21 protein-coding genes are annotated in these 25,796 nt (G+C 40.8%); 10 read left to right on the forward strand and 11 right to left on the reverse strand.

What is annotated here, in order from left to right:
* Window positions 1-53: 53 nt before the first annotated feature.
* On the reverse strand, window positions 54-236 hold the full coding sequence (locus DP114_RS27470) for a hypothetical protein (RefSeq protein ID WP_169262992.1): 183 nt from the start codon (window positions 234-236) through the stop codon (window positions 54-56).
* 809 nt (window positions 237-1,045) lie between these two features.
* Here DP114_RS27470 and DP114_RS27475 point away from each other — a divergent pair.
* Window positions 1,046-2,440, forward strand: a complete 1,395-nt coding sequence (locus tag DP114_RS27475) for a transposase (protein ID WP_246162595.1) — start codon at window positions 1,046-1,048, stop codon at window positions 2,438-2,440.
* An 846-nt stretch (window positions 2,441-3,286) separates the two neighbouring features.
* On the opposite strand, the gene DP114_RS27480 is transcribed toward DP114_RS27475, so the two are convergent.
* From DP114_RS27480 to DP114_RS27500, 5 genes are all read right to left on the reverse strand, one after another.
* Window positions 3,287-4,162, reverse strand: a complete 876-nt coding sequence (locus tag DP114_RS27480; protein ID WP_171977630.1) for an SMP-30/gluconolactonase/LRE family protein — start codon at window positions 4,160-4,162, stop codon at window positions 3,287-3,289.
* Window positions 4,163-4,228: 66 nt separating this feature from the next.
* On the reverse strand, window positions 4,229-5,812 hold the full coding sequence (locus tag DP114_RS27485; protein WP_171977631.1) for an FAD-dependent oxidoreductase: 1,584 nt from the start codon (window positions 5,810-5,812) through the stop codon (window positions 4,229-4,231).
* Window positions 5,813-6,162: 350 nt separating this feature from the next.
* On the reverse strand, window positions 6,163-6,855 hold the full coding sequence (locus tag DP114_RS27490; RefSeq protein ID WP_171977632.1) for a pentapeptide repeat-containing protein: 693 nt from the start codon (window positions 6,853-6,855) through the stop codon (window positions 6,163-6,165).
* A 121-nt stretch (window positions 6,856-6,976) separates the two neighbouring features.
* Window positions 6,977-7,930, reverse strand: a complete 954-nt coding sequence (locus DP114_RS27495) for an SGNH/GDSL hydrolase family protein (protein ID WP_171977633.1) — start codon at window positions 7,928-7,930, stop codon at window positions 6,977-6,979.
* 167 nt (window positions 7,931-8,097) lie between these two features.
* Entirely contained in the window at window positions 8,098-9,495 is a 1,398-nt protein-coding gene (locus DP114_RS27500) for a glycosyltransferase (protein ID WP_171977634.1), read from the reverse strand.
* Window positions 9,496-10,189: 694 nt separating this feature from the next.
* Between DP114_RS27500 and DP114_RS27505 the strand changes: the two genes are divergently transcribed.
* The 3 genes from DP114_RS27505 (at window position 10,190) to DP114_RS27515 (ending at window position 14,770) form a co-directional block, all read left to right on the forward strand.
* Complete coding sequence (locus DP114_RS27505) at window positions 10,190-10,330, forward strand: hypothetical protein (RefSeq protein ID WP_169267817.1); 141 nt, start codon at window positions 10,190-10,192, stop codon at window positions 10,328-10,330.
* Between the two features lie 304 nt (window positions 10,331-10,634).
* Window positions 10,635-13,613 (forward strand): glycerol-3-phosphate acyltransferase, encoded by a 2,979-nt coding sequence (locus DP114_RS27510; protein ID WP_169267816.1) that lies wholly within the window; start codon window positions 10,635-10,637, stop codon window positions 13,611-13,613.
* Between the two features lie 374 nt (window positions 13,614-13,987).
* Window positions 13,988-14,770 carry an FHA domain-containing protein gene (locus DP114_RS27515; RefSeq protein WP_169267815.1) on the forward strand — a complete coding sequence of 261 codons (783 nt, stop codon included), beginning with the start codon at window positions 13,988-13,990 and terminating at the stop codon, window positions 14,768-14,770.
* A gap of 74 nt (window positions 14,771-14,844) precedes the next feature.
* Here DP114_RS27515 and rplI read toward each other — a convergent pair whose 3' ends face one another.
* The gene (gene rplI / locus DP114_RS27520; protein WP_169267814.1) at window positions 14,845-15,303 is read right to left on the reverse strand and encodes a 50S ribosomal protein L9; all 459 of its coding nucleotides are present in this window, start codon (window positions 15,301-15,303) and stop codon (window positions 14,845-14,847) included.
* A gap of 223 nt (window positions 15,304-15,526) precedes the next feature.
* Entirely contained in the window at window positions 15,527-16,300 is a 774-nt protein-coding gene (gene gloB, locus DP114_RS27525) for a hydroxyacylglutathione hydrolase (protein WP_169267813.1), read from the reverse strand.
* Window positions 16,301-16,748: 448 nt separating this feature from the next.
* Between gloB and DP114_RS27530 the strand changes: the two genes are divergently transcribed.
* From DP114_RS27530 to DP114_RS27555, 6 genes are all read left to right on the forward strand, one after another.
* Window positions 16,749-17,753, forward strand: coding sequence for a glycosyltransferase family 2 protein (locus tag DP114_RS27530; RefSeq protein WP_169267812.1), 1,005 nt, complete (start codon window positions 16,749-16,751; stop codon window positions 17,751-17,753).
* Window positions 17,754-17,768: 15 nt separating this feature from the next.
* The gene (locus DP114_RS27535) at window positions 17,769-18,920 is read left to right on the forward strand and encodes a glycosyltransferase family 4 protein (RefSeq protein WP_171977636.1); all 1,152 of its coding nucleotides are present in this window, start codon (window positions 17,769-17,771) and stop codon (window positions 18,918-18,920) included.
* Between the two features lie 169 nt (window positions 18,921-19,089).
* Window positions 19,090-21,333: an ABC transporter ATP-binding protein gene (locus DP114_RS27540; protein WP_171977637.1), complete on the forward strand. Its 2,244-nt coding sequence runs from the start codon at window positions 19,090-19,092 to the stop codon at window positions 21,331-21,333.
* A 4-nt stretch (window positions 21,334-21,337) separates the two neighbouring features.
* Window positions 21,338-22,549: a glycosyltransferase family 4 protein gene (locus DP114_RS27545; protein WP_171977638.1), complete on the forward strand. Its 1,212-nt coding sequence runs from the start codon at window positions 21,338-21,340 to the stop codon at window positions 22,547-22,549.
* A gap of 377 nt (window positions 22,550-22,926) precedes the next feature.
* Window positions 22,927-23,112, forward strand: coding sequence for a hypothetical protein (locus DP114_RS27550; RefSeq protein ID WP_169268767.1), 186 nt, complete (start codon window positions 22,927-22,929; stop codon window positions 23,110-23,112).
* A 123-nt stretch (window positions 23,113-23,235) separates the two neighbouring features.
* A complete protein-coding gene (locus DP114_RS27555) occupies window positions 23,236-24,015 on the forward strand; it encodes a histidine kinase (protein WP_169268766.1) in 780 nt (259 codons plus the stop codon).
* 123 nt (window positions 24,016-24,138) lie between these two features.
* Here DP114_RS27555 and DP114_RS27560 read toward each other — a convergent pair whose 3' ends face one another.
* From DP114_RS27560 to DP114_RS27570, 3 genes are all read right to left on the reverse strand, one after another.
* Window positions 24,139-24,330, reverse strand: coding sequence for a YqaE/Pmp3 family membrane protein (locus tag DP114_RS27560; RefSeq protein WP_169268765.1), 192 nt, complete (start codon window positions 24,328-24,330; stop codon window positions 24,139-24,141).
* 143 nt (window positions 24,331-24,473) lie between these two features.
* Window positions 24,474-24,884 (reverse strand): phage holin family protein, encoded by a 411-nt coding sequence (locus DP114_RS27565; protein WP_169268764.1) that lies wholly within the window; start codon window positions 24,882-24,884, stop codon window positions 24,474-24,476.
* Window positions 24,885-25,160: 276 nt separating this feature from the next.
* Complete coding sequence (locus tag DP114_RS27570; RefSeq protein ID WP_169268763.1) at window positions 25,161-25,502, reverse strand: 2Fe-2S iron-sulfur cluster-binding protein; 342 nt, start codon at window positions 25,500-25,502, stop codon at window positions 25,161-25,163.
* Between the last annotated feature and the right edge of the window lie 294 nt (window positions 25,503-25,796).

Here is a 25,796-nt window from a genome sequence, read left to right on the forward strand (position 1 = left end):
CTTGTAAAGTAAGTGTTTTGAGGAGCAGATGGCACTTACTCCTTTTAGAGAGATTAGTGGAAAGCTGCTTGGGAATTCATTCCCAAAACTAGTTGAATTGAAGTTCTGCTAGCTTCCCAAGTCGATTCCACCAAATACTCGCTAATAGTCGCCATAATGTCGAAGCTTCCTGGGGCTAGTTCTAGCAGAATTTCTAATATCACCTCACAAATAATCGGCTTCCAGTAGATTCGCATAAACTTGCTCCAAAAACCTCTGAAGATAAATACAGTGGCTTTTGACAACTTATGCAACCAGCTTTACTTTGATAAAAATCAATACAGTTCAGTTAGTGGTGTTTAGTTTTGTTAAGATCCCCCAACAGAGTTAAAAAGGGGGCTTAGTACAGCATTTCATAAATCCGTGACGAACTGAATCACCTACTGGTAAAGCTTCAAGAGGCTAAATAACGCTACGAACTTGTGAAACCCACCTTCCGCACTCCAGTTGAGGTGGATTGAGTAATTACTCGTTTAAGTAATTACTCAAGAACCTTAGCTTTTTCATACGAGAAACCAAAACAAAGAGTGACTTTCACTTAATGAATTGGACTCATGCACCCTGATGTAATTTTTATATGCGAGTAAACAGAATTCGTACTGAGGGGAGACACCCCTCAGTGCAATCACCCCAAACTAAAATGGGCATTCCGTTTTATATCAAATCCGGTAGCATCTGAGTGATAAAAAAACCGCAGAGGCGCAGAGGACACACAGAGAGAGAGGAAGAAGGAAAAATTCCGATATAAACGGATTTGATATTAGTTGCTGGCAGGAACCAGAAAACTAAATCATTCAATGCAAACTTGAGATTGTATCTCAAGTTTGGCGTTTAAAATCTATTCGACCATAGTGACCCTCGCGGCTATTTTAAACAAGAGAAAATGGCGGTTACGCTAGCACCTACTGCTAGGACTAAAGCCACCAGCCCTTTCAACGCGAACAAATGAACTAGGATTTTGAAATCTAAAACCCTGTGCCAGTCAGGAATCTGAGGTACAACTTCGATGTATCCTCAAGATATAAGGGCGAGTTTGGGTGTCAAGATGCTACGCTCCATTTTTGAACAATTTGTCCAAGAAAGTCCAGTAAGTGTAATGGCACGAGGATTAATGGAGCGTGTATTTGCCCCGGAACGGATGGATAAATTATTTGAAACTCACGCGAAAGTACAGCACCAGCAAGAATTACTATTTTCCAGCCAAGTAGATTTGATGAGTTTGGTGGTGTGTGGAATTCAAAAATCGGTTCATGCCGCCTATAAAGCCAGAGCAACAAACCTGATTGTGAGCACCACAGCACTATATAAAAAGCTCTGCGGTGTAGAACTGAGTGTGAGTCAAGCATTGGTAAGAGAAACAGCGAGCGATTTGCGAGTGCTAATTGAAATCATGGGTGGAGAACAGCCAAATCCACTACCAGGATATCGGCATAAAATTGTAGATGGGACTTGTTTGGCTGCTACAGACCATCGATTAGATGCAATTCGTTTATTTGCAGCTAAAGCTTTGCCAGGTAAAGCAATAGTTGTATTAGATCCACTATCAAAACTGGTAATAGATATTATTCTTTGTCAAGATGGTCATGCAAATGAGCGGAGTTTATTTGATAATGTGCTGTCTGGTGTACAACCAAACGATGTTTGGACTGGAGACCGGAATTTTTGCACAGCCAAGTTTCTGTGGACGATTGCACAGCAAAAAGCTTTCTTTGTGATTCGGCAACATGGGTCTTTAGGTTGGACAGAACTGAGCACCTTAAGAGCTTTGGGTCAAACCGATACAGGAAATCTTTTTGAGCAGTGCATCGAAATTTGTTACGAGGGAAATCGTTTAAAATGCCGACGAGTTGTGCTGAAGTTGTTTGTGCCAACACGAGACAAAGAATGGGAAATAGCGATTTTGACAAACTTACCCTTAAGCCACGCTGATGCGGCAAAAATAGCCGAGTTATATCGTAATCGTTGGAGTCTAGAAACCCTTTTTCAAACCGTAACTGAAAATTTTAACGCCGAAATTCAAACGTTAGCCTATCCTAAAGCTGCCCTGTTCTCGTTTTCGATGGCGTTAGTAACATACAACATTCTCGCCACTCTAAAAGCCGCCTTAGGAAGCGTACATGGCATCGCCAAAATTGATGCAGGTTTGTCTGATTTCTACTTAGTAGATGAAATTCAAGGCACATATCGCGGGATGATGATTGCTATTCCATCCCAGCAGTGGGAAATATTCAGGACATATTCTTTAGACCAAATGGGACAACTTTTACAACAGCTGGCGACTGGCGTGAATCTCAAACGTTTTCTCAAAGCCATAAGAAGTCCGAAGAAAAAACGCCAACCTTTAATTGTTGATCATAGACATCGTCATGTTTCGACTGCACGCCTTTTAGATATCTATTGAGATAAGTAATCTTTTTTTGAGCCTGTCGCAGCGAAGCGGTTCGCAGCGCGTTGCGGGGGTTCCCCCCGTTGTAGCGACTGCGAACCCGAAGGGTGAGTGACCGCCACGACAGGCGATGCCGCTTCACTCGCTATTTTGATAGCGGCGGTCGCTCAGCGACAGGCAACGGGGGGAGTCCTGAGGGAGGGCGCAGCCCCCCTCGTGCCTCCTGGAGACAACTCGAGCATTTCCGCTTGTTCGCTCATCACACCTTTTGCTCACGCCTAAGCGAAGTTTCTACTGTCGATGGCGATCGCCGATTTTTAGTCTCAACTCCACTCATAACTCTCAGAGTTAACACACGCTAAAATTGGTCGAAAATATCTATTTTCCTACTCATCTGCAACTTGTGTCATTGGAATGACTCACTAGTTCATTTGTTCGCGTTGAAAGGGCTGCTTCGCCGTAAGGAAATTGAAACAAGCCATTCAGACTTCTTCGTTGGGGTTACGTTTAACCTTCTTGATACTGAGAAAACGCTTACCCACTAGCACATTCAGGCATTCAGCTAACGAAGCCGTGACGCTGTGAACGTAATCAACAACCGCAGTCCTAGGCTATGCAAAATAAGCAAGAGGTGCGATCGCATGAAACTAGCACTATCAACAAAAACCGAACCGTACTCATGTATAGATTTTTCCAGAATTATCTTGAAGTGTGGTCTAGGATTAGATAACAGCACACTCCGTACAACAACGTGAATTCTACAAGTTAAAAAAATGCACAAAAAAAGGCGATCAACTCTAAGAAAAGCAAAAAATAAGTAATCACACTAAATTAAGGTAAATTTCCTCACTTTCTACGAAATCACCATCGTTTGACCGCACCTGCCACTAACAAATTGACTCGATATAAAGCGTGCTCACTAGTCATAAACAGCATTTTGCCATCATTTCCACCAAAGGCAAAGTTTGAGATTGGAACCTCAGTTAATATCTTGCCTAACAGCAAACCTGCCGGAGAAAAAATATTTACGCCATCACCACAACCTGTGTAGATATTTCCATTTGCATCCACATCAACTCCGTCTGGACCCCAAACTGGGTTCTCAGTCGTGCATAGCACTTCGCCACCGGAAACCGTTCCATCTGAGTTCACCGTGAATGCGCGTATTTGTCGCTTATCCTCTGCCGAATCTCCAACATAAAGCTTCTTTTCATCAGGAGAAAAAGCGATGCCATTTGGCATACTCAAATCATCCGCAATTAATGTCAGCTTATTTTCTTTGGGATCGAAGCGGAAAACGCCTTGAAAATCCATCTCCTTGGTTCTGTTACCAAGACCGTAGGTTGGATCGCTAAACCAGATTGTCTCGTCAGATTTTACTTCCAAGTCATTTGGTGAATGGAAGCGCTTGCCTCCATAATTATCCACCATTATTGTTCGCTGACCATCTGTGTTGGTCATGCTAATTGCCCTCGATTCGTGTTCGCAAGTCCAAAGCCTGCCTTGCAAATCAAAAACATTTCCGTTCGGCTGATAGCTAGGCTTGCGAAAAGTCTGTAACCCTTGAGTATCACTCCAGGATCTATGTTCATCTGCATCAGTGTCACTAAAAATGAGCCGATGATGTTTTTTATCCCAAACTGGACCTTCGCAGAAGGACATTCCATCGGCAAGTTTAGTTATCTTGGTGTTTGGCGCTAACACACCTGGAATTCCAGTTTCTTGTGTATGACTCATTGTCAAAAATACTCTTTGAGTTACAGTGCTTTTCAAATGATTACTATATGGTATTGCCGAGCAAGTTTAAGCAATCATTTGATTTTCAAAACTGCCTAGCTGACTTGCTAGTAGTGGATTGTCCGTACCATAAACTTGAGATAGCTTTCCGGTTTGAGCTAAGATGGTTCGCACATCTGTGTTAGAGATTTCAGCGAGGTTACGCCCTTGGGCGATCGCAATTGCAGCAGCAATCCCGACTCCCTGCCCCACACCACAATTGAATTCCACAATTCTCCCAGCAGAAGAGGCATACCCCACAAATCCAGAAGCTGGACTAATAACTGCTAGGTTAGGTACATTTTTAATCAAAGCGTGCTGGATGCCAATATTGAACAAAGGCGGGTTCAGAAATGCAAAATCGTTAAAACCTTTACCAGCAGCTCTTTCATCTAAGCCAGTAATACCGCCACGAATATCAAAATGGTAACCAAATGTTCCCAAAGCTTGACTTTGTGGCACACCACCTGCAAGCATCTCAGAACCACTTAGGGGATCAACTGCCCCTGTAATATTACCAGCATGACGAATATAAAGTTCTTCTACAGGCTTCACCTGACTCGCGCCAATGCTTTCAAACCACTTTCTCACAAATAGCATTTCACTCAGCATTTGTGATGTTGGCTTGGATTTAGCGCGTGCTAAAGTTTCTGCTTGGTCAGCATTTACTTTATATAACAGTGCATTCCAAAACAACCTCCCCTGAGACAAAACAGCTATATTACCGTTGTCAAGCATGGTACCACTAGATGCTAAGGACACAGGAGTACCTCGGAAAGCATGGTAGGCTATGGAGAGAGCTTTGGTGCGAACGTCGATATAATCTTGACCTGCAAACATTGTTTTGAGCTTGCCTGCAGAATCAACCAGATTTTTTCTCAGTTCATTTGCTCTTGCTGGATCTCCGCCTGCAGCAACATTTAACCATTTTTGAGCTTCAGTATCTGCTGTATTGGTGAAGCGTTTAAGATATTGAAACTCTACATTTTTGAGTCTTTCAATACTCAGCCCTTGAGTTTCAAAGACTAAAGTCACTGCTAGTTCTGAGTCAGGTAAGCCAAAGGTTTCAAACCCCTTAAGTTTTTTTACTCCAGCCGCTTGCGCCAACTCTGCATTCACAGTGCAGTCAATAAACTGTTTGCCCGCATAGGTTTCACCTTTAGTCAATCCAATAGCAGTAATTTTCTGTCCTTCTTTAATTACAGACTTAATTTCAATATCACTTATAATATCTGCACGTACCTCTTGCAACATTGCTCGCAAAGCACTATCTGCCTTAACAGGATCAAGAGCAATAAGCGCTACACCAGCTCGTTTCAAAAATTCCTTGTAGATAGCGGCTGGATCACCAAAAGTATCTAAATTACGTGATTGACGAATCGCAGCAGGAACTGCAGAACGGTCAAGATAACACAATCCACCGCGTACTAAATGACCTCCAATTCCTAATTTAGAATTTCCTTTTAACAGTAGCAAAGTCCGTGGAAGTTGATTTTTTTGACGGTTGTATTCGCGTGCTGCACATACTAGAGCGAGAATACCAGGAACTTCGTCTCCGAAGCAAATAATGTCATACGTGCTAGTTATGGTAGGAACTTTAACCTCAGGCATAGATTTTCTGCTTAACCCTCAATGATGTAAGATTTGATTTTCTAGATAAAGTCAACAATATTACCTCTTGTCATTCCAGAAATAAATCGGTACCTGTTAGGGTACTTTTTGAATGACTGGACGTTAGCACTATAGCTAACAAGTGTTAAACCAGAGTAATAATTGCGACTTCTACTTAATCGAAACTTCGCAATTTTTTGTATGATTTTATTCTAGTAAATTTTTCTTGACAATGAGTTTAAACGCCCAAAATTAATCAATGATACATCACCACGCCCGGTACGTGGTGAGCAACTTAATCTTAGAAATAGACCGATATCTTTATAATCTCAGTAATTTCCCAGAGGTTCTTAATCTAAACTGTTATCATCAAATTTCGTTGAATCGTTAATTTTGGCACCATAGAGGTTAGTACTATTCAAATAAGCGTTAGTGAGATTGGTACTACGGAGGTCAGCATTACTGAGGTTTGCACCATTGAGGTCAGAAACGTTGAGGTTCGCACCACTGAGGTTTGCACCGCTGAGGTCCGCACCACTGAGCCGAATACCGCCAAGATAGGCATCATTGATATTAGCACCTTTGAGGTTCGCACTATCGAGATTGGCTAGGCTCAAGTTCGCGTTTTTGAGATTGCTACCACTGAGGTTCGTACCACTGAGGTTGGCAGCACTGAGATCGGCATCAGTGAGGTTTGCATCACTGAGGTTTGCACGACTGAGGTTGGCACCACACAGGTTTGCATTACTGAGATCGGCACCGCTGAGATCGGCATCACTGAGATTGGCAAGGCTGAGACTTGCACCACGCAGATCTGCACCACTAAGGTCAGAACTAGCAAGGTTGGCAATACTGAGATTGCTAATGTCAAGCTTGGCATTATTGAGATTTGCCCCACTAAGGTTAGCATTGAATAGGCTGGTACCCCTAAGGTTTGCCTCTTTAAGGTCTTCTCCTGCAAAGTTTTCTGCAGACAAGTTATGAGTTTGTGCTTCGTCGCGCTGGTTCAAGTTCACAAGTTCTTGGAAAGATTCTTTAACCATTGGGCAACTTTGACCGATGTAGATACACTCTTCTTTGACTTTACGAGATATTTTCCTGGCGTCATATCTCTCTTTCGTTATTTTTATTTTTATATAAAATAATGGTATTGTAAAGTATTGTTTATTTTTGTGCCAATAGTTCAAGCAGCGATAGCGAAATCACCTCACTCACCAACTGATTTCCCTGAAAGTTAAGATGGATGTGGTCGTGATACAAGGCCTTGGGGTCTTGGTTGGAGTTAAATATTGGAAGAAAATCTAAATAAGTGATGCGTTGGGCTTGACAAAATTCACTCAAGCGGTTCCGTGTTAAAACTTCGTAATCGCGGGAACCAGGCGAACCAATTTCTCGAAGTAAGGGAGTCATGACAAGAAGAAATTGAGTATTGGTTTGAAGTGCAAGTGCTTGGATTTTGCCAATTGCTTCTAGATTAAAACCAACTCTATCGCCTGCTTCATTTTGGATTGCTTCTATTCCTGGTATTGGGGTTGGCTTGAGTATATAACGTTGGAAGATTTCTGCTAATGCTAGAGGTGGTTTTTTGTCGGGGTAATTGCGATCGCATCCTACGGGTAAAGATGTGGGAGCGGTAGCAAACAAATCATCGGTGTTAATGAGTAGCACAAGTGCTTGAGCATCAAAACTGCCAAACTTTTCCAAATAGCCTAATTCATTTCTTGGTCCCCAAGAGTTGGCTGAAGCATTTAGTACTTCAAATTGTTGATAATTACTACTAACTACTGAAGTTAACAAGCGCGCTATTAAACTAGAAATTGTATTATTCTGGTCTGTCCACCAGCCACCGTTAGCAATAGAATCTCCTAGAAGCAGTACCCGCAGAGTAGATGGTGAACGCGTCTGGGATATGGCTTCACTCCGCATTGAATACTGGTTAATTGTAATACGATGACCAAAGCGACGGGTGCGTTGGTTAGGACTTAGCAAATAACCAATCTGCTCATCCCGGATGTATGTTAGAGGATTGCCAAACCCAAAGAGTAATCTTAATCCCAACTCTATGATGACAAATAATCCGAGCACGACGACTAAACTGATAACCACCGACACTTTCACTTGTTAAGTCCGTTTGTTCTAAGTTCTGTATATTTTACGCTCTTCCGTTAATGATTTCGCGAAGACAAGGACTTATTCTGATTACTTAGAAGTAGGAAGATGCACCATTAACAGTTTCTCAGTTTTTTTCGTCACTGATACTGGTTGTTGACAAAGCCTAAAAAACCTTAACTTGTCGCTAATTGCTTAGCTTGAATTTCCTTGGTGTTGTTCAAGCAAACTTGGTCGAGTATTTTTAAGTAATCTTCAGCTAAGTTTACATAGCTAAGTTCCTGTTGGAGAGCAGTTCGATCAAACCTGAGGGGAGAATTAGAAAAGTGTGCTGACACCACTTCAGAAATGACTCGACTCATAGCCTCTGTATCTGTTGGTTCGACTAACCAAACTCCAGGCTTATCCTTTAGATAATCCCAGTTTTCACCTTTAGGCACTGCTGCTAAAATGGGGCGATCAGTCATTAGGTATTCGTAGGTTTTACATGAAATCCGTCCACCTGAAGAGCCATCTGGACGATTAGGCAAAGTTATGAGTAAAAGATCTCCAGATCTTGCAAGTTGAAGTGCTTGGTGGTGGGATACAGAACCAAAGACTGAAACCACATCTGTCTGTTTTTGGTTTTCCAACACCGTTTGCACTATATGTTTAGGAACTGGGTTTCCATGAATGACAAGTTGAATTTCTTTTTCCCAGTTAGGATTTTGGGCAATGACTTGCTGTATTGCTTTGGCAACAAAAACTGGACTAGAACTCCGATGATCGATTTTTACCTGTTCATAGATGCCTAATCTTATCCAAGCTTTGTAAAGTTTTTTCAATACCGATTGTTTTTCAAGACGATAGTAGAAATCGTACCAGCCATTCATGCCACCAATGTAAACTATCTCGAAAGGTTTCTTGTCAATTGAAGGAGGAAGGGGAGTACTAAAATCCAAGGGATCAGCACCACAACGAATCAAGTGAAATTTCGATTGTTGAGATAAAGGTTGTCGTTTTTTGACCTGTTCGAGATTGAATTGGGAAACATAAACTAATGCATCAGCCTGACGAACATAAAATTTTTCTAGCCATTGTTTTAAATGATAATGCAGCAAACTTTGAGATTCTGGATGCATATCAGTGCAAGTGATCGAGTCATCTAAGCTGAACACTAAAGGTAAACCTGTTAACCACTTCAACCCGATTCCTATGAAACTAGCTGAATAGGGCATCATAAATACAAAAATAGCATCAGGTTTCTGCTGCTGAATCAACTGATAACCTTTGATCAATGCAGGTAATACCCAAAAAATATCCTGATCTGGCCAAATTAATAACCTTAGTATCTTTTCAAGCTTCAGCTTACTCATCAAGTCAATTAATTTTTGTGGATACCAATGTTTGACAAAGTGAACGCTAGATTCTTCATTTAAATAAGCATTTTCTACACGAGTCAATGCGAGAATTTGCCAACTTTTTTGAAATTGTACGAGCAGTTTGTAGACTCGATTTGCAAGCGGATTAATCATGGGTGGAAAGACAGTAGATACAAACAAAAGTGTTTTCATCTTGCTTACTTGAATGCTCATTTTTTCTAGTGTTTTGAACAGTAGCTATAGGCATCTGGTTTAATTTGGTGAAATGATTCACGTATGTAGGGAACGGAAAACTCTTATAACGTGGAAATCACAACTAATTCGCCGGATCTGATATGACTTCTGACTCAGGAATTATTGCTTTATATAGCAATAATTCCTGAGTCCTGTGCACAGGTAATCTCGGCGCGCAGCATTCGCACTTAAGTGCCGCAGACATATGCGATCACAGTCAGAATGTGGTATTAGAGAATGGAAGTATGAAATAGGTAGTTCTGATTTGACCCCTTGTTGATTTATCAGAGGTTGACTGGGGATTTACGCAGCTTGTCAAAGAAATATACGTTTGTTTACATCATCCCCTGATTCAGCAACGCCCAGAATGTTGCTATTAGGATACAAACATGACACGATTATGTCGATATTGGCAGTTTTGAGTCGGTAATTTTTTTAAACAATTGACAATTGTCACGTTCTACGTTCTAATTTTTGCAATCCTCTGTGAAAAAGTCAGTAAAAAAAATGTCTCAACCCATACAATGTATCTCTTCATATGAGTATTTATAACGATGAAAATGTTGCGAAACTTAAACAAAATTGTAATATAAACTTTGCATCAGATGCATTCTGAAGGACTAGAATCGAAACGGACGCGTTAGCACTGTAACAGAAGGAGGATTACAAAGCTATGTCCGACTTGAACCGAGGAATTATGAAGTTTGAAGGCGCTGATACCCCAAAAGTAGTCACCATCTCTTCCGTGCTGCTTCTAGGGTCAATTCTGGCGCTGATCATTTGGGCACTGCAAGCAGCCTACGCAGTTCACTAAGTTGGATGATGGGACTCCCAACTTGAGGGAGTTAGATGTATCATAGAAGTCATTCTGAGTATCATTTTACGCCCTATGTATGAGCGTGAGTGCTCTGCTCAGGTATGACTGGAACTATAAATCATATTAATATAGTCAAAAGCAAAGAAAGTTTAATTAAGCAAGCAAGATTTGACACTGGCAAAGACGATTTGCGTCACAACTCCCGTGTCTACCTTTATGGTGTAATGACGAAGAAAAATAATTATTAAATTTAAGGTTTGAGATTTTAGGTTAAAAATACATCTAAAATCCAAAAGCAAAAATGTTAGAACTTTGGGGTTTTGTAGTCGTTTTCATTGTCTGCCCTGTGTTAGGTGCGCTACCAATCATAGCTTGGCTCACTCAAGCTACAACAGGGCGGCAGTTAGCACAAATTGGTACAGGCAATATTAGTGTTTCATCTGCTTTTTACCACGGCGGTACACTGGTTGGAATTCTGGCTGTTTTTTCGGAAGCGATCAAGGGTATTGCCGCAGTCTTGCTGGCTCGTATTTTCTTTGGAGAGGGTTCAGCTTGGGAATTGATTGCTCTGATGGGCTTAGTATTGGGTAGATTCTTGGCGGGTAAAGGAGCTGGCACGACTAACGCTGTGTGGGGATTTGGCGTACATGATCCACTTGCGGCAGTCTTTGTTTTCTTACTTGCTGGCGTCAGCTTTACTATTGTGCGCTCAAGGCTTTTGGCAAAATTTGGGGTTTTAGTTCTATTGCCTGCAATTGTAGCCGTCCTGCATCCAGAAACCCCAGCAAGAATCTTGGCTGCGGCAGCTCTTGCGGGGTTACTTGCCTGGATTTACAAACAAATTCCTGACGACTTGAATCTTCCTGTTGAAGAAGCACAAAGCGACTCACAAGCAGCGTTTAAATTTTTTCGTGGGAATCAAAGCATTCTCACTTTAGATGACGAGTTAGAGGCGGCTTTAGTTGGACAAAAGGCAGCTCGATTAGCCGAAGTCAAACGATGGGGTTATCCAGTCCCAAAAGGATGGATCATTGGTCCGTACCAGAATCCGGAACAGTTGATAGAAACGCTTCAACCTTCACCAGTTTTACCGTTTGTGGTACGTTCCTCAGCCATAGGAGAAGATACAGAACTAGCCTCTGGCGCAGGACAGTATGAAACGGTTTTGAATGTCACGAGTAAACAGGAATTGCGAGATGCGATCGCCCAGTGTCGAGCGTCATACAATAGTGAACGGGCAATACAGTATCGACGCGATCGCACTGTTACCAAGCCTGTTGTTTCAAAACAGGATTCTCCATTCCAAACAAACGCAGCAAAATCCCAGAAAGACTTCGGGCAACATACGGGCGAAAGCAGCATTACTGATGCAGCAATGGCGGTGCTGATTCAACAACAAGTCCAAGGTGTCTATTCTGGTGTCGCTTTTACTCGTGATCCCATTACCAAGCAAGGAGATGCGATCATCATTGAAGCTTTGCCAGGAAACGCTACTGGTGTCGTTTCCGGACGAGTAACGCCCGAACAGTATCGCGCTTATGTGGTTGAGACAGATAATTTCACTTCTATTCAATTAGAAGGTGAGGGGAATATACCACCAACATTAATCAAGCAAGTCGCATATCTATCTCGACATCTGGAAGAACATTACCACGGTATTCCTCAAGATATTGAGTGGACATACGATGGTCAAACTCTTTGGACATTGCAAACTCGACCCATAACCACCTTACTGCCGATATGGACGCGCAAAATTGCTGCAGAGGTGATTCCTGGACTGATTCGCCCATTAACTTGGTCGATCAATCGTCCTTTGACTTGTGGTGTTTGGGGAGAAATTTTTGCTTTGGTATTGGGTAAAGGCTCTGTCGGGTTGGATTTTAACCAAACAGCTACACTCCATTATTCAAGATCCTACTTTAATGCCACCCTACTAGGAGAAATTTTCCGCCGCATGGGCTTACCCCCTGAAAGCTTGGAGTTTTTAACTAGGGGAGCAAAAATGAGTCAGCCTCCTATAGAAACCACATTGCGGAATTTTCCTGGTTTAGTGGGTTTGCTGTTGCGGGAGTTTTCTCTCACACTGGATTTCAACAGGGATAATCGCAAGCAGTTTGTTCCGGCTTTGTCTGAGTTAGCCTCAGAACCCGTAGAAAACCTTGAGCCAGCAAGGCTGTGGACAAGAATTAACTTAATTCTGGAGTTACTTCGTGGTGCAACATACTACAGTATATTAGCTCCGTTGAGTGCGGCGTTGCGACAAGCTATCTTTCGGGTAAAGGATGGGGATATTGATAATAGTCGGACGCCAGAAGTAGCGGCGTTGCGAGCGATTCAAGATTTAGCCACAACAGCTCGGCAGATCTTACCTGAGTTTAACCCAGTAACGGTGTTTGAGCAGTTAAGACGAACTCCCGAAGGGCAAGAAATTCTAAACAAGTTCGACAAATTGCTTGAGCATTACGGTTATTTGAGCGAAGTAGGAACTGATATTGCTGTTCCCACCTGGAAAGAAGAATCAGAGGCGGTTAAGCAGTTGTTTGTACAATTGATGCAGACAAATGAACCGCTAAAACACCAAAAGCGTCAAAGGAAGAAGAACAGAAGGTTTGTCCAAAAGCGTGTGCATCTTAAAGGGCGAGTCACAGAGGTTTATTCTCGACTTTTAGCGCAGTTGCGCTGGTGTTTTGTAGCTTTGGAACAGGTTTGGTTAAAGTCGGGCTTACTCAAACAACCAGGAGATATCTTTTTCTTAGAACTTGAGGAAGTACGGCGTCTTGTTGAAAGTTTTGAACCTGCTTTTGTCCAACAGTTGCAGGATTTAGTAGAATTGAGGCGCACACAACTAGCACAAGATAATCAGCGAAATGCAGTACCTGTTTTAGTTTACGGCAATAATCCTCCCGCATTCCCTTTAAAAACAGGAATTCCTTCCCCAAATCATGTTTTACAAGGTATTCCTGCCAGCCCTGGACAAGCAGAAGGACGGGTAAAGGTGTTGCGGAATTTACAGAGTGTTGGAGATATTGACCGAGACGTCATCCTAGTCGTACCTTATACAGATTCCGGTTGGGCACCTCTACTCGTTAGGGCTGGAGGATTGATTGCTGAAGCGGGTGGACGACTTTCTCACGGGGCAATCATCGCTCGCGAGTATGGTATTCCTGCCATTATGGATGTGACAGATGCTATGTCATTATTACAAGATGGTCAGAAAGTGCGGATTGATGGGTATAAAGGTATTGTGGAAATATCCGACGACTTGAGATTCGTTGAATGACTTAGCGAAAGAGTTGGTTATCACCTGTTTTAGATTGCGATACGCACAATTCGTCAGCAAGCAGGCTTACCTTTGAGATTAACACTGCAACCGCCTAAGCCAGGGATTTTTGCCAGATTAAACTTCCTGGATGTGGTGCGCTCAAGTGTAAATCCTTCCCGTTTTGCGTTATGGTTACTTAAGAAATTGTTATGATCTACCGTTTACAAGACGGCAGAGTATTCATCAGGGCATATAATATAGTACAGACAATATAAGTAATCATAGTAAGTATTAAAATTAAGACAATAAATCAAGAGTTATCAGCTGACGCATCTTCGCGACCAAACAAGATAATTCACATTAGTTGAAAAACTGCTCCCTAAAGACAAGGCATGCAAAACCCCGGCAAATCACAGACAACAGGGCAAAGTTTAGAGCTTTTTCATGTTCAAACCGACACTCCTCTTGAGTTGCCCCAAAATTTTTCTGTTATTAGCATTGGTAAGCCCAAAGATCAGACCATGCCTGATATCAATGTTGCAGGCTTACCAGATGCCAATTTTGCTTCTCGACTTCATGCGGAGATTCATGTCGAAAAAAATACTTACTATCTCGTTGATCTCGGCAGCGTCAATGGTACATATCTCAATAATATTAAGCTAGAGCCAACAAACCGCTATCCACTTAAGTTTGGAGATAAGATAGACCTAGGTCATGGGGCTAAGATCACATTTATCTTTCTACAGAAACAAGAACAAGAAATACCAACTCAGTCTGATAATACTATGCTGAATCATTCACCGACAGTGATTCAGGTTGAATTCGTCGCAAACACAAAGCCATCTCGAATGGAGCTTTTGACTAAGCTCATTGGCTTGGTATTAATGGTAGTAGGAATTTTTATTTTAGCAGTGAATAGTCAGATTCCTCCTTCTGTACGCATTCCGGGTGTACTGTCATGTAGTGTAGGGGTTGTAGTCCTTATCTGTCGTCAAACATTCCGTCATATAGCATGGTTTTTGATGGCATTAGGAATTACAGTTATGTTTTTTAATGGGAATGCCTTTGTGCCAGCATCTATTTTGGCTATTCTCGCATCCTGTGCTTTGTTAGTCGCTGGATGTCAAATCTTTACGAGTGGAAAATTTTTGAACTATAGTTTGCTAAAGAATTAATAGATTCAACGTTTTTGCTAACCAATAGAAGCCCACACTGAATCTTACGTTACAGTGTGGGTGGTTTAGAAGTTTCAGCTAGCTACAACTTGAATGCTGACTTTTGCTGTCACGTCAGTATACAGCTTAATTTCAGCCTCATAAGTTCCTAACTTGCTAATATCGGGTAGGGTGATACCACGCCGATCCACTTCGAGTCCTGTGGTTTGTTGAATAACCTCTGCCACTTCTTGGGTGGTGACAGTACCGAAAATAGCTTCGGCTTCACCAACCTGCTTGGCAATTCTTAAATTATCAACTTTTTCTAAAGCTGCTTTCTGCTCTTGGGCTTGTTGTTTCAATTCTAATTGCCGCTGGCGTTCAACTTCGCGGCGACGTTCGACTTGCTTGAGAATACTAGGAGTAGCACGAGTTGCCAAACTTTTGGGAATTAAGTAGTTACGAGCATAGCCGGGAGCAACTTCCACTAAGTCGCCAGATTTTCCTAGCTTGATGATATCTTGAGTTAAAACTAATTGTATGCGTTTCGCCATCGTTGTTCTTTTTCTTTGTTTTCTGTAAAATCTTAATTGCTTGGGCTTCAACAGGACAGTTGATATGGATGCAGCTATATCCCAAGCAGCTTCGCGTATAGCCCGAAACCTACAAATCATAGCGAAATGGAAGGTGCGATCGCAACTCTGAAGCCAAGAAAAATGAATCTTCTTTGCACCGAGTCATTTATTCCTAGTCGAGCACTGCCTCCTAATGACTATCTTAAAATCTATCTTTCATTCCTCGCAATCGCGTAAAGGTTTGTAGCGAGTCGCGACTATTAGCAGCTGATTGTAATGCTGGCTGATCCCAACGTAAAAAGGGATTTGTGAGCTTTTCGATTCCTAAAAGCGAGGGAACAGTTGCTTCTCCATGACTGCGGGACGTTTTCGCTTGATCATAACGTGTTTGTAGGTCGGTATTATCTGCATCTACGGTAAGGGCAAATTGCAGATTTTTCAAAGTATATTCGTGAGCACACCAGACGCGAGTAGAATCAGGTAACGAGCGGAATTTGCTCAGGGAATGAATCATTTGCGTTGGTGTTCCTTCAAATAAGCGACCACAACCACCAGCAAACAGGGTATCGCCGCAGAATAACTCACCCGTTTGACTTGGGTTGTCTGGTGGAAAATAATAGGCGATATGAGCGCGGGTATGTCCGGGAACGAAGATAACCTCAGCGCTTCTGTGTGCAAATTCAACGCGCGAACCTTGCTGTAAAAACACCTGCTGTCCGAGTATTCTCCCTTTATCCTCAGCCCCACCATAAACTATCACATTAGGGAATTGTTGCATAAGTTGGCGGTTTCCTCCGATGTGATCCTGATGATGGTGCGTGTTAAAAATTGCCACCAACTCAGCTTTTAACTCGTTGAGTTTCTGCAAAACTGGTTCCGCCTCGGCTGGATCGACAACAGCAGCAATATTTTGCTTTGGATCGTGCAGCAGAAAAATGTAATTATCTGAAAGTGCCTCAAGACGAATAACTTCCATTTAGTGTATCTCCCTGAAAATTTGCTGTTTGGCATTTCTCAACAATGCTATCGATAAACAGAGGGACTGGACTACCTGCACAAGCTATATGTTGTAATGGACAAGGGAAATTCTCGACCAGATAAATCGTGAAGCGTCAATTCTTTTGGGGACTTATCTTATGATTGTGCCAGAAGTTAGGGAGCGAGAACGCAAAGTGCGATCACCCGGAAGCTGATCCCATGTGCGTATCGCGCTTGCTTGATGTAAATATTTGGCGAACGAGACATTCAGGGTAACTCATGCGATATTAACAATAAATATGATGTACAGGCGTCATTTGACTTAAAACATGTTGTCATCCTGCCAAAAATCTAATGCTAGGATTTATTTTTCAAAGACATTCATGAATGAACATCTTGATTTTCAGTCTATCAATAGATTTTCACAAATAAGGAATTATTTATAAATGTCACCTAAAGTCTCAATCATTGTGAACTGCTTTAACCAAGGTTGTTACCTTGAACGCTCAGTCAAAAGTGTCTTATCACAAACTTTTTCTGATGTTGAATGTTTGATTGTCGATGATGGCTCTACGGATAATACTCGTCAGGTAGCTGAGCAGTTGATGAATTTAGATGAGCGAGTAAAATACTACTATAAAGAAAACGGTGGTCTGCCTTCATCTCGCAATTTTGGCGTTGAGAAAGCACAGGGTGAATGGATTCAATGTCTAGATGCAGATGATTGGATTCATGAAGACAAAACTAGATTTCACCTCAGCTATTTAGAACAAGTTAACGCCAATAACGACACAGTCTTTTACTGCGATTATGAACGGGTGTTTTTTGATGCAAACCAAAATATTGTCAACACTCAGGAAAATGTCATTGGCTCATTGACTAAAGATGAATTCGTTCAACGTTTACTCATTCCTGACTTCCTGGCAAATACACCTCATCCCGCGCTTCAGCAAGCTATGCTGATGAAAAAAAGTGTCTTGACTAAGACAAAATTTCCGGAATACCTCAAAGCACTGGGGGATAGATATTTTGCTGTCGCTATTTTAATGGCAGGTGCGAATTTCGTTTACACCCCGATGATTGGTACTTACTACACCAAGCATCAGTCAAATAGAACTAATAGTTGGAATTATATGAAAAACTACTATATTATCTTTTACGAAAATATTCTCAAAAATTATTCAGAACTAAACAAATTTTGTCAAATCGGTCTGGAATTCTTCTTAGAGGAAGCAATTATGGAGAAAGAGGAAGACGATTTTGAAAGATTACTAAAAATAGTTCCTATGCCGGTTCGCGTACTCAACAAACAAATTACGCTCAAAAATCAAAAGCAACTGCAGACTTTCAATACTATCCGAAAAATCCTCCCAAATTTCCTACTCTACGAAAAGTATCGCGGTAACCGTACAAATAAAGTGATATCCATGCTGTTTCCAAAAGGAAAGTGATAAAAAATAATACTTATGAAATTTTCATTAATTGTTAGTGACTTAAGCGGTGGTGGGAGTGTTCGTGCCTTTTTGCTAGCACAAGTTCTTAAAAAGCTTAACCATGAGGTAGAAATTATCGGTTTTCTTTTTGGAAAAGAACTTTATGCAATTCCTCCCAATGGAATCAAGATTGTTTCTGTTCCTGGAAAAAACTATCCTGAGTTTTTGAGCTACAGTCGGCAAGTTTTAGAAAAAATAGATGGAGATATTATTTATGCAGTCAAACCAAAGGTTACGAGTTTTGGTTTATCTCTTTTGAAAAAAATCAGCAGCCGTCGTCCTTTGCTTTTGGATATGGATGACTGGGAATTAAGCTGGTATGGAGGTATGGAGTGGAAGTATCGTCCTAGTCTCAAACAATTAGCCAGAGATATTTTAAAGAAAGATGGTGCATTAAGATTTCCTGATCATCCACTTTATATACAATGGATGGAAAACTTAGTACGAAAGGCTGATGCCGTAACAATAGATACTCAGTTTCTCCAAGAACGTTTTGGCGGTATTTATCTGCCTAATGGTAAAGATACTGCTATGTTCGACCCTAGTTTGTACGATTCAAAGGCTAGCCGAATTCGTTATGATCTTGGTGACTATCGTATTTTAATGTTTCCAGGTGCACCACGACCACATAAAGGTGTTGAAGATGTCTTGATGGCGTTGGATCAGTTAAACCAGTCAGATTTAAGACTAGTGATTGTTGGTGGCAGTCCTTATGATGATTATGATGATAAACTCATTCAAAGATGGGGGCGTTGGATTATCAAGTTGCCCAAGTGTCCTGTGGAGGTTATGCCTGAGGTTGTAGCAGCTGCTCATATTGTGGTTGTTCCTCAGCGAGATACAATCATCGCTCGTGCCCAATTCCCCTTAAAATTAACAGATGGAATGGCAATGGCTAAACCCGTATTATCAACTAGAGTTGGAGATATTCCAGAAATTTTAGGTGAAACTGGTTATTTGGTTGCTCCTGGTTCTCCAGAACAAATTGCAGATCAAATTGATTTTATATTTGAGAATTTAGAGTCAGCAAATGAGCGAGGTTTCAAGGCAAGAGAAAGATGTATAAATAAATATAGCCTTGAGACTATGGCATCTACCTTAGAGTCGGTAATTGCTGGGTTATGAGTATTTCTAATGTATTATTTTCAAGGGGTGAGTTTATCAGACTTCACTGACGGTCAAAATAGGATATGAGGAGTATTTGCATTTGTCTAAAACAGAAAGATGAAAATTATTTATTGTAATTGATTTATGAATTCTGTTAATCAAAAGTAAATTGTGAGACAAATCCCCAATGTCTACCAGCAAACTACTAATAAGATTTGCGAAACCATATCCAGTTTTGACTTTCCTGACGATATTGTTAGGGTTTTCTGGAGCTTTATTTAATGGTGTTAGCACTGCTCTGATTGTTCCAGTGATTTTAAGAATAGTGGGACAAGAAGTGGATTTCAGTGGTGCTCCTGCTATTCTCAAAAAACTGATGTCTCCGTTTGATAATATTCCCGAAAATTACCTATTAGGAGTGATGGCGGGGACAATTATCTTTACGATTCTGTTAAAAAATATAGCAACGTACGCTAGCACTTTAGCATCTAGTACCTTAACGCGCAAAGTCACTTCGGATATGCGCGAAACTGGCTTAATTTTATTGCTACAAATTGATTTATCTTATTACGCCAAGACGAAAGTTGGTGACATAATCAACAGTCTTGGGGGAGAAATTAGCCGTGCAGCCAGTGCTGTAGGTAATACGATTAAATTAATCATCTTAGGGATTACAATTCTAGTTTTTGTCGGGATACTACTGTCAATTTCCTGGCAATTGACAATTGCTGCAACGGTTTTGCTGTCTTTAGTCACGTTAATAAATCAGTATGCTATTAGCCGTGCCAAACAGTTTGGTAAGCAGCTTAGCGATATGTCTAGAGCCTATTCGATCGCTATACTAGAAACTCTCAACGGAATTCGTCTAGTTAAAGCAACGGGTAGTGAACAAAGAGAATATCAACGTATTCGGAAACTCATTCACGCTCGCGAAAAAGCTGATTTTAAGTCTCAGGTTTATTCGGAAGCGATCGCACCACTGAGTGAAGTCATGGGCGTGACAGCTATCATACTAATTGTCTTTTTGAGTCGCACCTTCTTTGTAAACCAAATTGTCTCGCTTTCAACAGTACTACTAACATATTTATTGGTATTACTACGACTGCTACCGTTTATTTCTCAGTTAAATACTCTTCGCAGTAGCTTTGCTAGTACTACTACCAGTGTGGACGTAGTTACTGAGTTCTTAAGCTGGGAGAATAAGCCGTTAATGAGTAACGGTTCAATTGTTTACACAAAATTAAATAAAGGAGTCGGTTTTCAGTCGGTTTGCTTTTCCTATCCTGATCATGAAAAACAGGTACTCAAAGATGTAAATTTATACTTAGCACAAGGTACAACACTGGCTTTGGTAGGCGGTTCTGGTGCAGGAAAATCAACATTGGCAGATCTGTTACCCAGATTTTATGATCCGACATCTGGTTGTATTACTATTGATGACATCGATTTGTGTGATTTCGACTTACTCTCAATACGACAGGTAATGGGAATTGTCAGTCAAGATACTTTCCTTTTTAATGACTCAGTGTGGAATAACATTGCATACGGACGTCAGGAAGCAACCAAAGAGGAAATTATCACAGCAGCAAAGCAGGCAAATGCTTATGAGTTTATCAGTGAATTGCCGCAGGGATTTAAAACTATCATTGGCGATCGCGGTGTCATGTTGTCTGGGGGACAAAGACAACGCCTGGCGATCGCGCGTGCTTTACTACAAGATCCACAAATTTTGATTTTAGATGAAGCCACGAGTGCTTTAGATACTGTTTCCGAACGTTTAGTGCAAGAGGCGATAGATAACCTCAGTCGCGATCGCACAACATTAGTTATTGCTCACCGCCTTTCCACAGTGCAAAAAGCGGATCAAATTGCTGTTTTGGATCAAGGAAGTGTGGTGGAGGTGGGAACCCATGAAGAACTCTTACAAAAGGGTGGTTACTACTCGCGTTTGTACGCAATGCAATTTGCCGATAAAGTGGAAACAGCTACCAAACGCCAGCAAAACTTAGTGCGCCTCTCTCATGAAATTCGTACGCGGCTTCAGTCTATGATTGGTTCTTTGCGCTTACTAGTTGATGATAGACAAAACAATCTTCAACAGCCAAATAAATTTATAGAAGAATCCTACAAATCAGGCTTAAAAGTTCTCAACAGCATTGATGTTTTTGAAGATATTGTGCACCTACAAACGAACTGGACTTTATCAGGCGCACAGCCAAATCACAACGTCGCCACCCTCAATCAAAATTTGATAGTTATCTGCAATCAGTTTCGGATGACTCTTGATCCTATACTTAGCTCTCTAAACTCCCTAGCCAATGATTCGAGAAATACGCTCCCTAGCCAACAGAAATTTATCCAGGAAGCTTATCAAGCGCTCACGCATCTGCTAGAAAAGTTAGATCATTTCGACGATAACCTTAAAGTTTAAAATCATGAAAAATACGACTCTTCTGAAAAACTACGTCTTCTTTTTAACAGAAGAGATACCCAAACCAGAAGCTCATATTATAGTAGGTACAAACGCTGCAAACGGAGCAGCAAACTTGGGTTACTCATCAGTTTTGGCATATCCTCGCAAAGGATTAGCAGCTTTCAACCCAATTCATTTAGCTCGTCCATTTCAACCAAGGAAAACACCAGAAGCACTCATCAAATACTACAACATCCAGCAAAAGCTCAAAGTTGCTCCCTTACCCATGCCTTGGCCTATTGATTATATTAATAGTAAATTCACCGACTCTAACACCATCGCCACAAAATATTATTTTCCATTCCATATCCTTTCGACTACCAAACTTGTCCACGCTTGGAACTGGAATTTCATCAAAGCAGCAGTTAAAAATGGTGTCCCAGCAATTTACGAACATCACCATTACGAAGATAAGGAATTTGAGCCAGAAATTGTGAATCATCCACTGTTTCAAGTGGCTGCTACAGTGACTGATACAGTCCGAGAACACATGATAAAACATGGGATGCCCCCAGAAAAAGTCATTACGGTGCACAATGGCTATAATTCTTCGTTTATGATTAGACAACCAGAAAAAATTGCAGAGTGGCGCAAAAAACTTCTCAAAGATGAACGTTCACATTTAATCGTTTATGCAGGAGCATTAAGAAAATTTAAAGGTATCGATATCCTCGTTGATGTTGCTGCACTCATGCCAAATCTTCAAATTGTCTGTGCAGGTGGTGATGAGAAAGAAGTTGCACATTATCAGCAATTAGCAAAAGAAAAGCAAGTTAACAACATAACATTCTTGGGATATCTCTTGCACAAAGATTTACCATCTTTGCTACAAGCCGCTGATATCTTAGCTCATCCCCATTGTTCCGGAGAAGCTGCAACATTCACATCTCCCCTCAAGCTGTTTGATTACTTAACTTCTGGAAATCCCATTGTCGCAACAGAAATTCCCTCTTTAGTAGAGTTTAAGAATACTAACGCGATCGCTGCTTGGTGCGAACCAGATAGTCCTAACAAATTTGCCGAAGCAATAGCGCAGGTTTTAAAAACTCATCCAAGGAAAGCCGAAGGCTATCAAGATATTATCAACTTTGTGAAGCAGTTTTCTTGGGAAAATCGAGCCGCAAGAATTTTGAGTTATGTTGATGAATCTCTTCGTCCTCCACTTATTGCTTAACTATAGAATTCTCATTTGATTTTTGAACAGCTATAGCAATCCTAAATGATTTGTAAAAAATCACAGGTGTTGATACTCTCAACACAGACAGTACTGATAAGATATCATTGCTTTCACTGCGTTTATACTTGTTCACTCTCTATAGCAATCCTAAATGAATTGTGAAATTACTCGTTGAGGTAGGGAACGCTTAACGCTTAACGCTTAAGAAGAATTTACAAATGTACTTTGTTTTTAAGCGCAGAGCGCAGGCACTTTCACACAAATGAAATAGGACTGCTATAGAAGTGTGATCGCACTTCTTTTTTGTTAGTGCACTAGTACTATCGTGCCTTCATTGTCTACAGCCTCCAGTATGTGACACTTCAGGGTGCGGAATGTGGTTTGTAACAAAATTCACAAGGTGGAGCCAAGAAAGACAATTAGCTCAAACATATCGGAGTTATGCAATTGCAGTAGGGGATACTCATCCCAGAACAGCCCCAATATTACGTTGGATCGCTGAGAGTTATAACTCTGATGCTTATAAAGAAGATAATTGGGCAGAGTTAGAGGACTATTGAGAGAAGCCTAGCTAATTATTTTCTATCTAACGGATGTACCACCAGAGAAAATATTGCGTCAACATAAAAGATAGACAGAATGTCGATAAATTTGTATAAGTTAAATCTCAACCTGAATTGAAGATGCCTAATAACATAAAAGAGCAAATTACAAACGACCTGCAACAAGCTAAACAAACCGGACAACTCAGAACAGAACGCATTCGAGAAATTGTCAAAGCCGCAGTTTCTCAAGTTGTTTCTGAATTCAAAGAAGGTTCTACAGAACTTCGTACTATTGTGAAAGATGCTGTAAGTACAGTTGTTGAAAACTTGCAAGACAAAGGTGGCGAACTGAAAGAAGAAGTGACGGCATCTATTGAAGGAGCCTTGGAAGCCGTTAATAGTAAAAGACATGAAAATATTGCAAAAACCCAAGCTGAAGTTAAACAGCTACAAATTAAGTTGGATGAAGAAGAAGAGAATATCCAGCGAGAAGTAGATGGAATTTTAACAGAAATTCAAGACACGAGTAAAGAGAAATCAGCTAGTTCAAAAACCGCGATCAATTCTGCTGTCGATGCTATTAAAGATAGTGAGGAATTTTCACTACTGAAGAAACGCTATGCTCAACTACGAGCACAGTTGGCTATAGTCCAAGCTAACTTAGCTGCACGTTATGGTGGACGTTCTGAGGAAGTGAAGGGACATTTAGACGACGCCAAAACCTGGTTTAACGAAGCGCGTCCACAAGCAGAAGCGGTGGTTACACAGGTACAAGAAAAAAGCTCGCAACTGGATGAGAAGATTGGGGAAGCGGGTACGGCGATCGCCAAAAAAGAACGTCAAATCCGACAAATCTTAAGAGAGTTGCTTTTAACAGCGGCTGACAAGATTAAAGATAAAGAACCGATTAATAAATAGATCTTGGCGATCACAAAAAAGAGTCCGTATTTACGGACTCTTTTTTGTATTTGAAAACCTGCGGATGCAGGTTTTTATTCTGTGTCAGCGCCACTTGTTGTCGCTGGGATAATTTACTGGACTTTAGTATACTTGCTCTCCATTCAATTTATCTTCGTACTTAGCAATAACCCAAACTGCATGAATACTACCAGGAAGCCAACCTAAAAGCGTTAGCAAAACGTTAATCAACAAAGTAGGACCAATTCCAACTGTCAAGAAAACACCTAAAGGAGGAATAACCAAACCAAGAACCAAACGGAGTAGTTTCGTCATAATATCACTGCTACTTTTTCAAAATTTGTTTTCACTTACATTTTCCTGAATTAACCGAAAGAATAACTCCTCCAGAGGAATTATTTGAATTCGGCTTTAAGTAGAGATCACAAGGTGTCGTCTCTACAACTCATTGCTGAGATTTAACTCGAAGGTAGTTGCGCCTTGTCTTTAATTTCTTCACTGGCAGTTAAAATTCTTCTTTCAGTAAAGTAATTGTTAATTAAAGTACCAGCAAAAGAAAGAACAACTGGACCAAGAATAAAAGCTATTAATCCGTGAACTTGGAACCCAGGAGCTAAAAAGGCAGCTATTGAGAAACAAATCCCGTTAACAATGAGTGAAAATGCTCCCAAGCTTACTAAGTTAAGTGGCAAAGAAAGAGCTGATAGAACTGGCTTAACTGAACCATTCACAAAGCCTATAAGCAAACCAGCAACCAAAGCCGATACAAAGTTACTAATGTTGACACCAGGAACAACTAAATCAACAATTAGCAAGCTCAAAGCTGTTATTAGAGTCGTTAAAAATGTTGGCAGTAATGTTGGGGGCATAAATTGTTTCCTAAAAACTAACCTAAAAACTAACTAGAGAAGATGTTTTTAGCATCCTTCTTCTATCTTGAAATGATCAGATGCGTATCAACCTCTCTAGTAAGGTAGATATCCTATTACGCCATTTGGCTAGTTTTGAAAATAATTGAGAGTTAAGTGTTATGAATAAAATAAATAATTTCTTGTTAGCGAATTCTAAAGAAAATATTAAATTTGTAAGGTGCATTACTGTTGGTTAACGTACCCTACACTGACTTTGATAAATGTCCTTTATAACTATTCTGATGGTGCTGCATTTGACTTAAAATAAAGCGATGATTTATACAAAACTTGTTCTTGATGAGTTTCTAAAGTACAATCCGATAAAGCATAAGCAACACAGGTGATTGTGTAGCCAGCTTCCACTTCATGCGGACGTAGAAACTTTTGCTCACTTTGATCAACTTCCCCACTGATGATTTTGGCAACACAGGCGGAACATTCCCCTTGATTGCATCCTGAAGGAAGACGGATACCAGCTTCTTGAGCGATATCAAGAATATATTGATCATCTGGGACTTCAATGGTGCGATCCAATCCGATTCCAGAATTGACGAGTCGAACTTGATAAACTGTCATGTGATAAGTAGTTTTACAGTGGCAAGGGCATAAGACGAAAAATCCTGCTTGATTTGGTGAATCAGGGCAAATGATGGATTTCCCCCTACACCCTTACACCCTTACACCCTTACACCCCTACACCCTTATACCCCTAACCTACCCTCTTGGCAAAGGTTAGTGGTCGCAAACTGAAACAAAATGCAAAAATATATAAACGTACTTAATGAGTGCTGAGTTCAATCAAGATAATAAGGAGAAAATGACTCAAGATTTCTTACGAACTTATAATTTATTTTTCAGGACTCGCAACTC

Origin of the sequence: Brasilonema sennae CENA114, from assembly GCF_006968745.1 — a bacterium.
Lineage (GTDB): Bacteria > Cyanobacteriota > Cyanobacteriia > Cyanobacteriales > Nostocaceae > Brasilonema > Brasilonema sennae.

Bases quoted from the DNA above. Each gene is read 5' to 3' on its own strand.
- DP114_RS27470 (WP_169262992.1), bottom strand. From the start codon at position 236: ATGCGAATCTACTGGAAGCCGATTATTTGTGAGGTGATATTAGAAATT.
- DP114_RS27475 (WP_246162595.1), top strand. From the start codon at position 1,046: ATGTATCCTCAAGATATAAGGGCGAGTTTGGGTGTCAAGATGCTACGC.
- DP114_RS27480 (WP_171977630.1), bottom strand. From the start codon at position 4,162: ATGAGTCATACACAAGAAACTGGAATTCCAGGTGTGTTAGCGCCAAAC.
- DP114_RS27485 (WP_171977631.1), bottom strand. From the start codon at position 5,812: ATGCCTGAGGTTAAAGTTCCTACCATAACTAGCACGTATGACATTATT.
- DP114_RS27490 (WP_171977632.1), bottom strand. From the start codon at position 6,855: ATGGTTAAAGAATCTTTCCAAGAACTTGTGAACTTGAACCAGCGCGAC.
- DP114_RS27500 (WP_171977634.1), bottom strand. From the start codon at position 9,495: ATGAGCATTCAAGTAAGCAAGATGAAAACACTTTTGTTTGTATCTACT.
- DP114_RS27505 (WP_169267817.1), top strand. From the start codon at position 10,190: ATGTCCGACTTGAACCGAGGAATTATGAAGTTTGAAGGCGCTGATACC.
- DP114_RS27510 (WP_169267816.1), top strand. From the start codon at position 10,635: ATGTTAGAACTTTGGGGTTTTGTAGTCGTTTTCATTGTCTGCCCTGTG.
- DP114_RS27515 (WP_169267815.1), top strand. From the start codon at position 13,988: ATGCAAAACCCCGGCAAATCACAGACAACAGGGCAAAGTTTAGAGCTT.
- rplI (WP_169267814.1), bottom strand. From the start codon at position 15,303: ATGGCGAAACGCATACAATTAGTTTTAACTCAAGATATCATCAAGCTA.
- gloB (WP_169267813.1), bottom strand. From the start codon at position 16,300: ATGGAAGTTATTCGTCTTGAGGCACTTTCAGATAATTACATTTTTCTG.
- DP114_RS27530 (WP_169267812.1), top strand. From the start codon at position 16,749: ATGTCACCTAAAGTCTCAATCATTGTGAACTGCTTTAACCAAGGTTGT.
- DP114_RS27535 (WP_171977636.1), top strand. From the start codon at position 17,769: ATGAAATTTTCATTAATTGTTAGTGACTTAAGCGGTGGTGGGAGTGTT.
- DP114_RS27540 (WP_171977637.1), top strand. From the start codon at position 19,090: ATGTCTACCAGCAAACTACTAATAAGATTTGCGAAACCATATCCAGTT.
- DP114_RS27545 (WP_171977638.1), top strand. From the start codon at position 21,338: ATGAAAAATACGACTCTTCTGAAAAACTACGTCTTCTTTTTAACAGAA.
- DP114_RS27550 (WP_169268767.1), top strand. From the start codon at position 22,927: ATGTGGTTTGTAACAAAATTCACAAGGTGGAGCCAAGAAAGACAATTA.
- DP114_RS27555 (WP_169268766.1), top strand. From the start codon at position 23,236: ATGCCTAATAACATAAAAGAGCAAATTACAAACGACCTGCAACAAGCT.
- DP114_RS27560 (WP_169268765.1), bottom strand. From the start codon at position 24,330: ATGACGAAACTACTCCGTTTGGTTCTTGGTTTGGTTATTCCTCCTTTA.
- DP114_RS27565 (WP_169268764.1), bottom strand. From the start codon at position 24,884: ATGCCCCCAACATTACTGCCAACATTTTTAACGACTCTAATAACAGCT.
- DP114_RS27570 (WP_169268763.1), bottom strand. From the start codon at position 25,502: ATGACAGTTTATCAAGTTCGACTCGTCAATTCTGGAATCGGATTGGAT.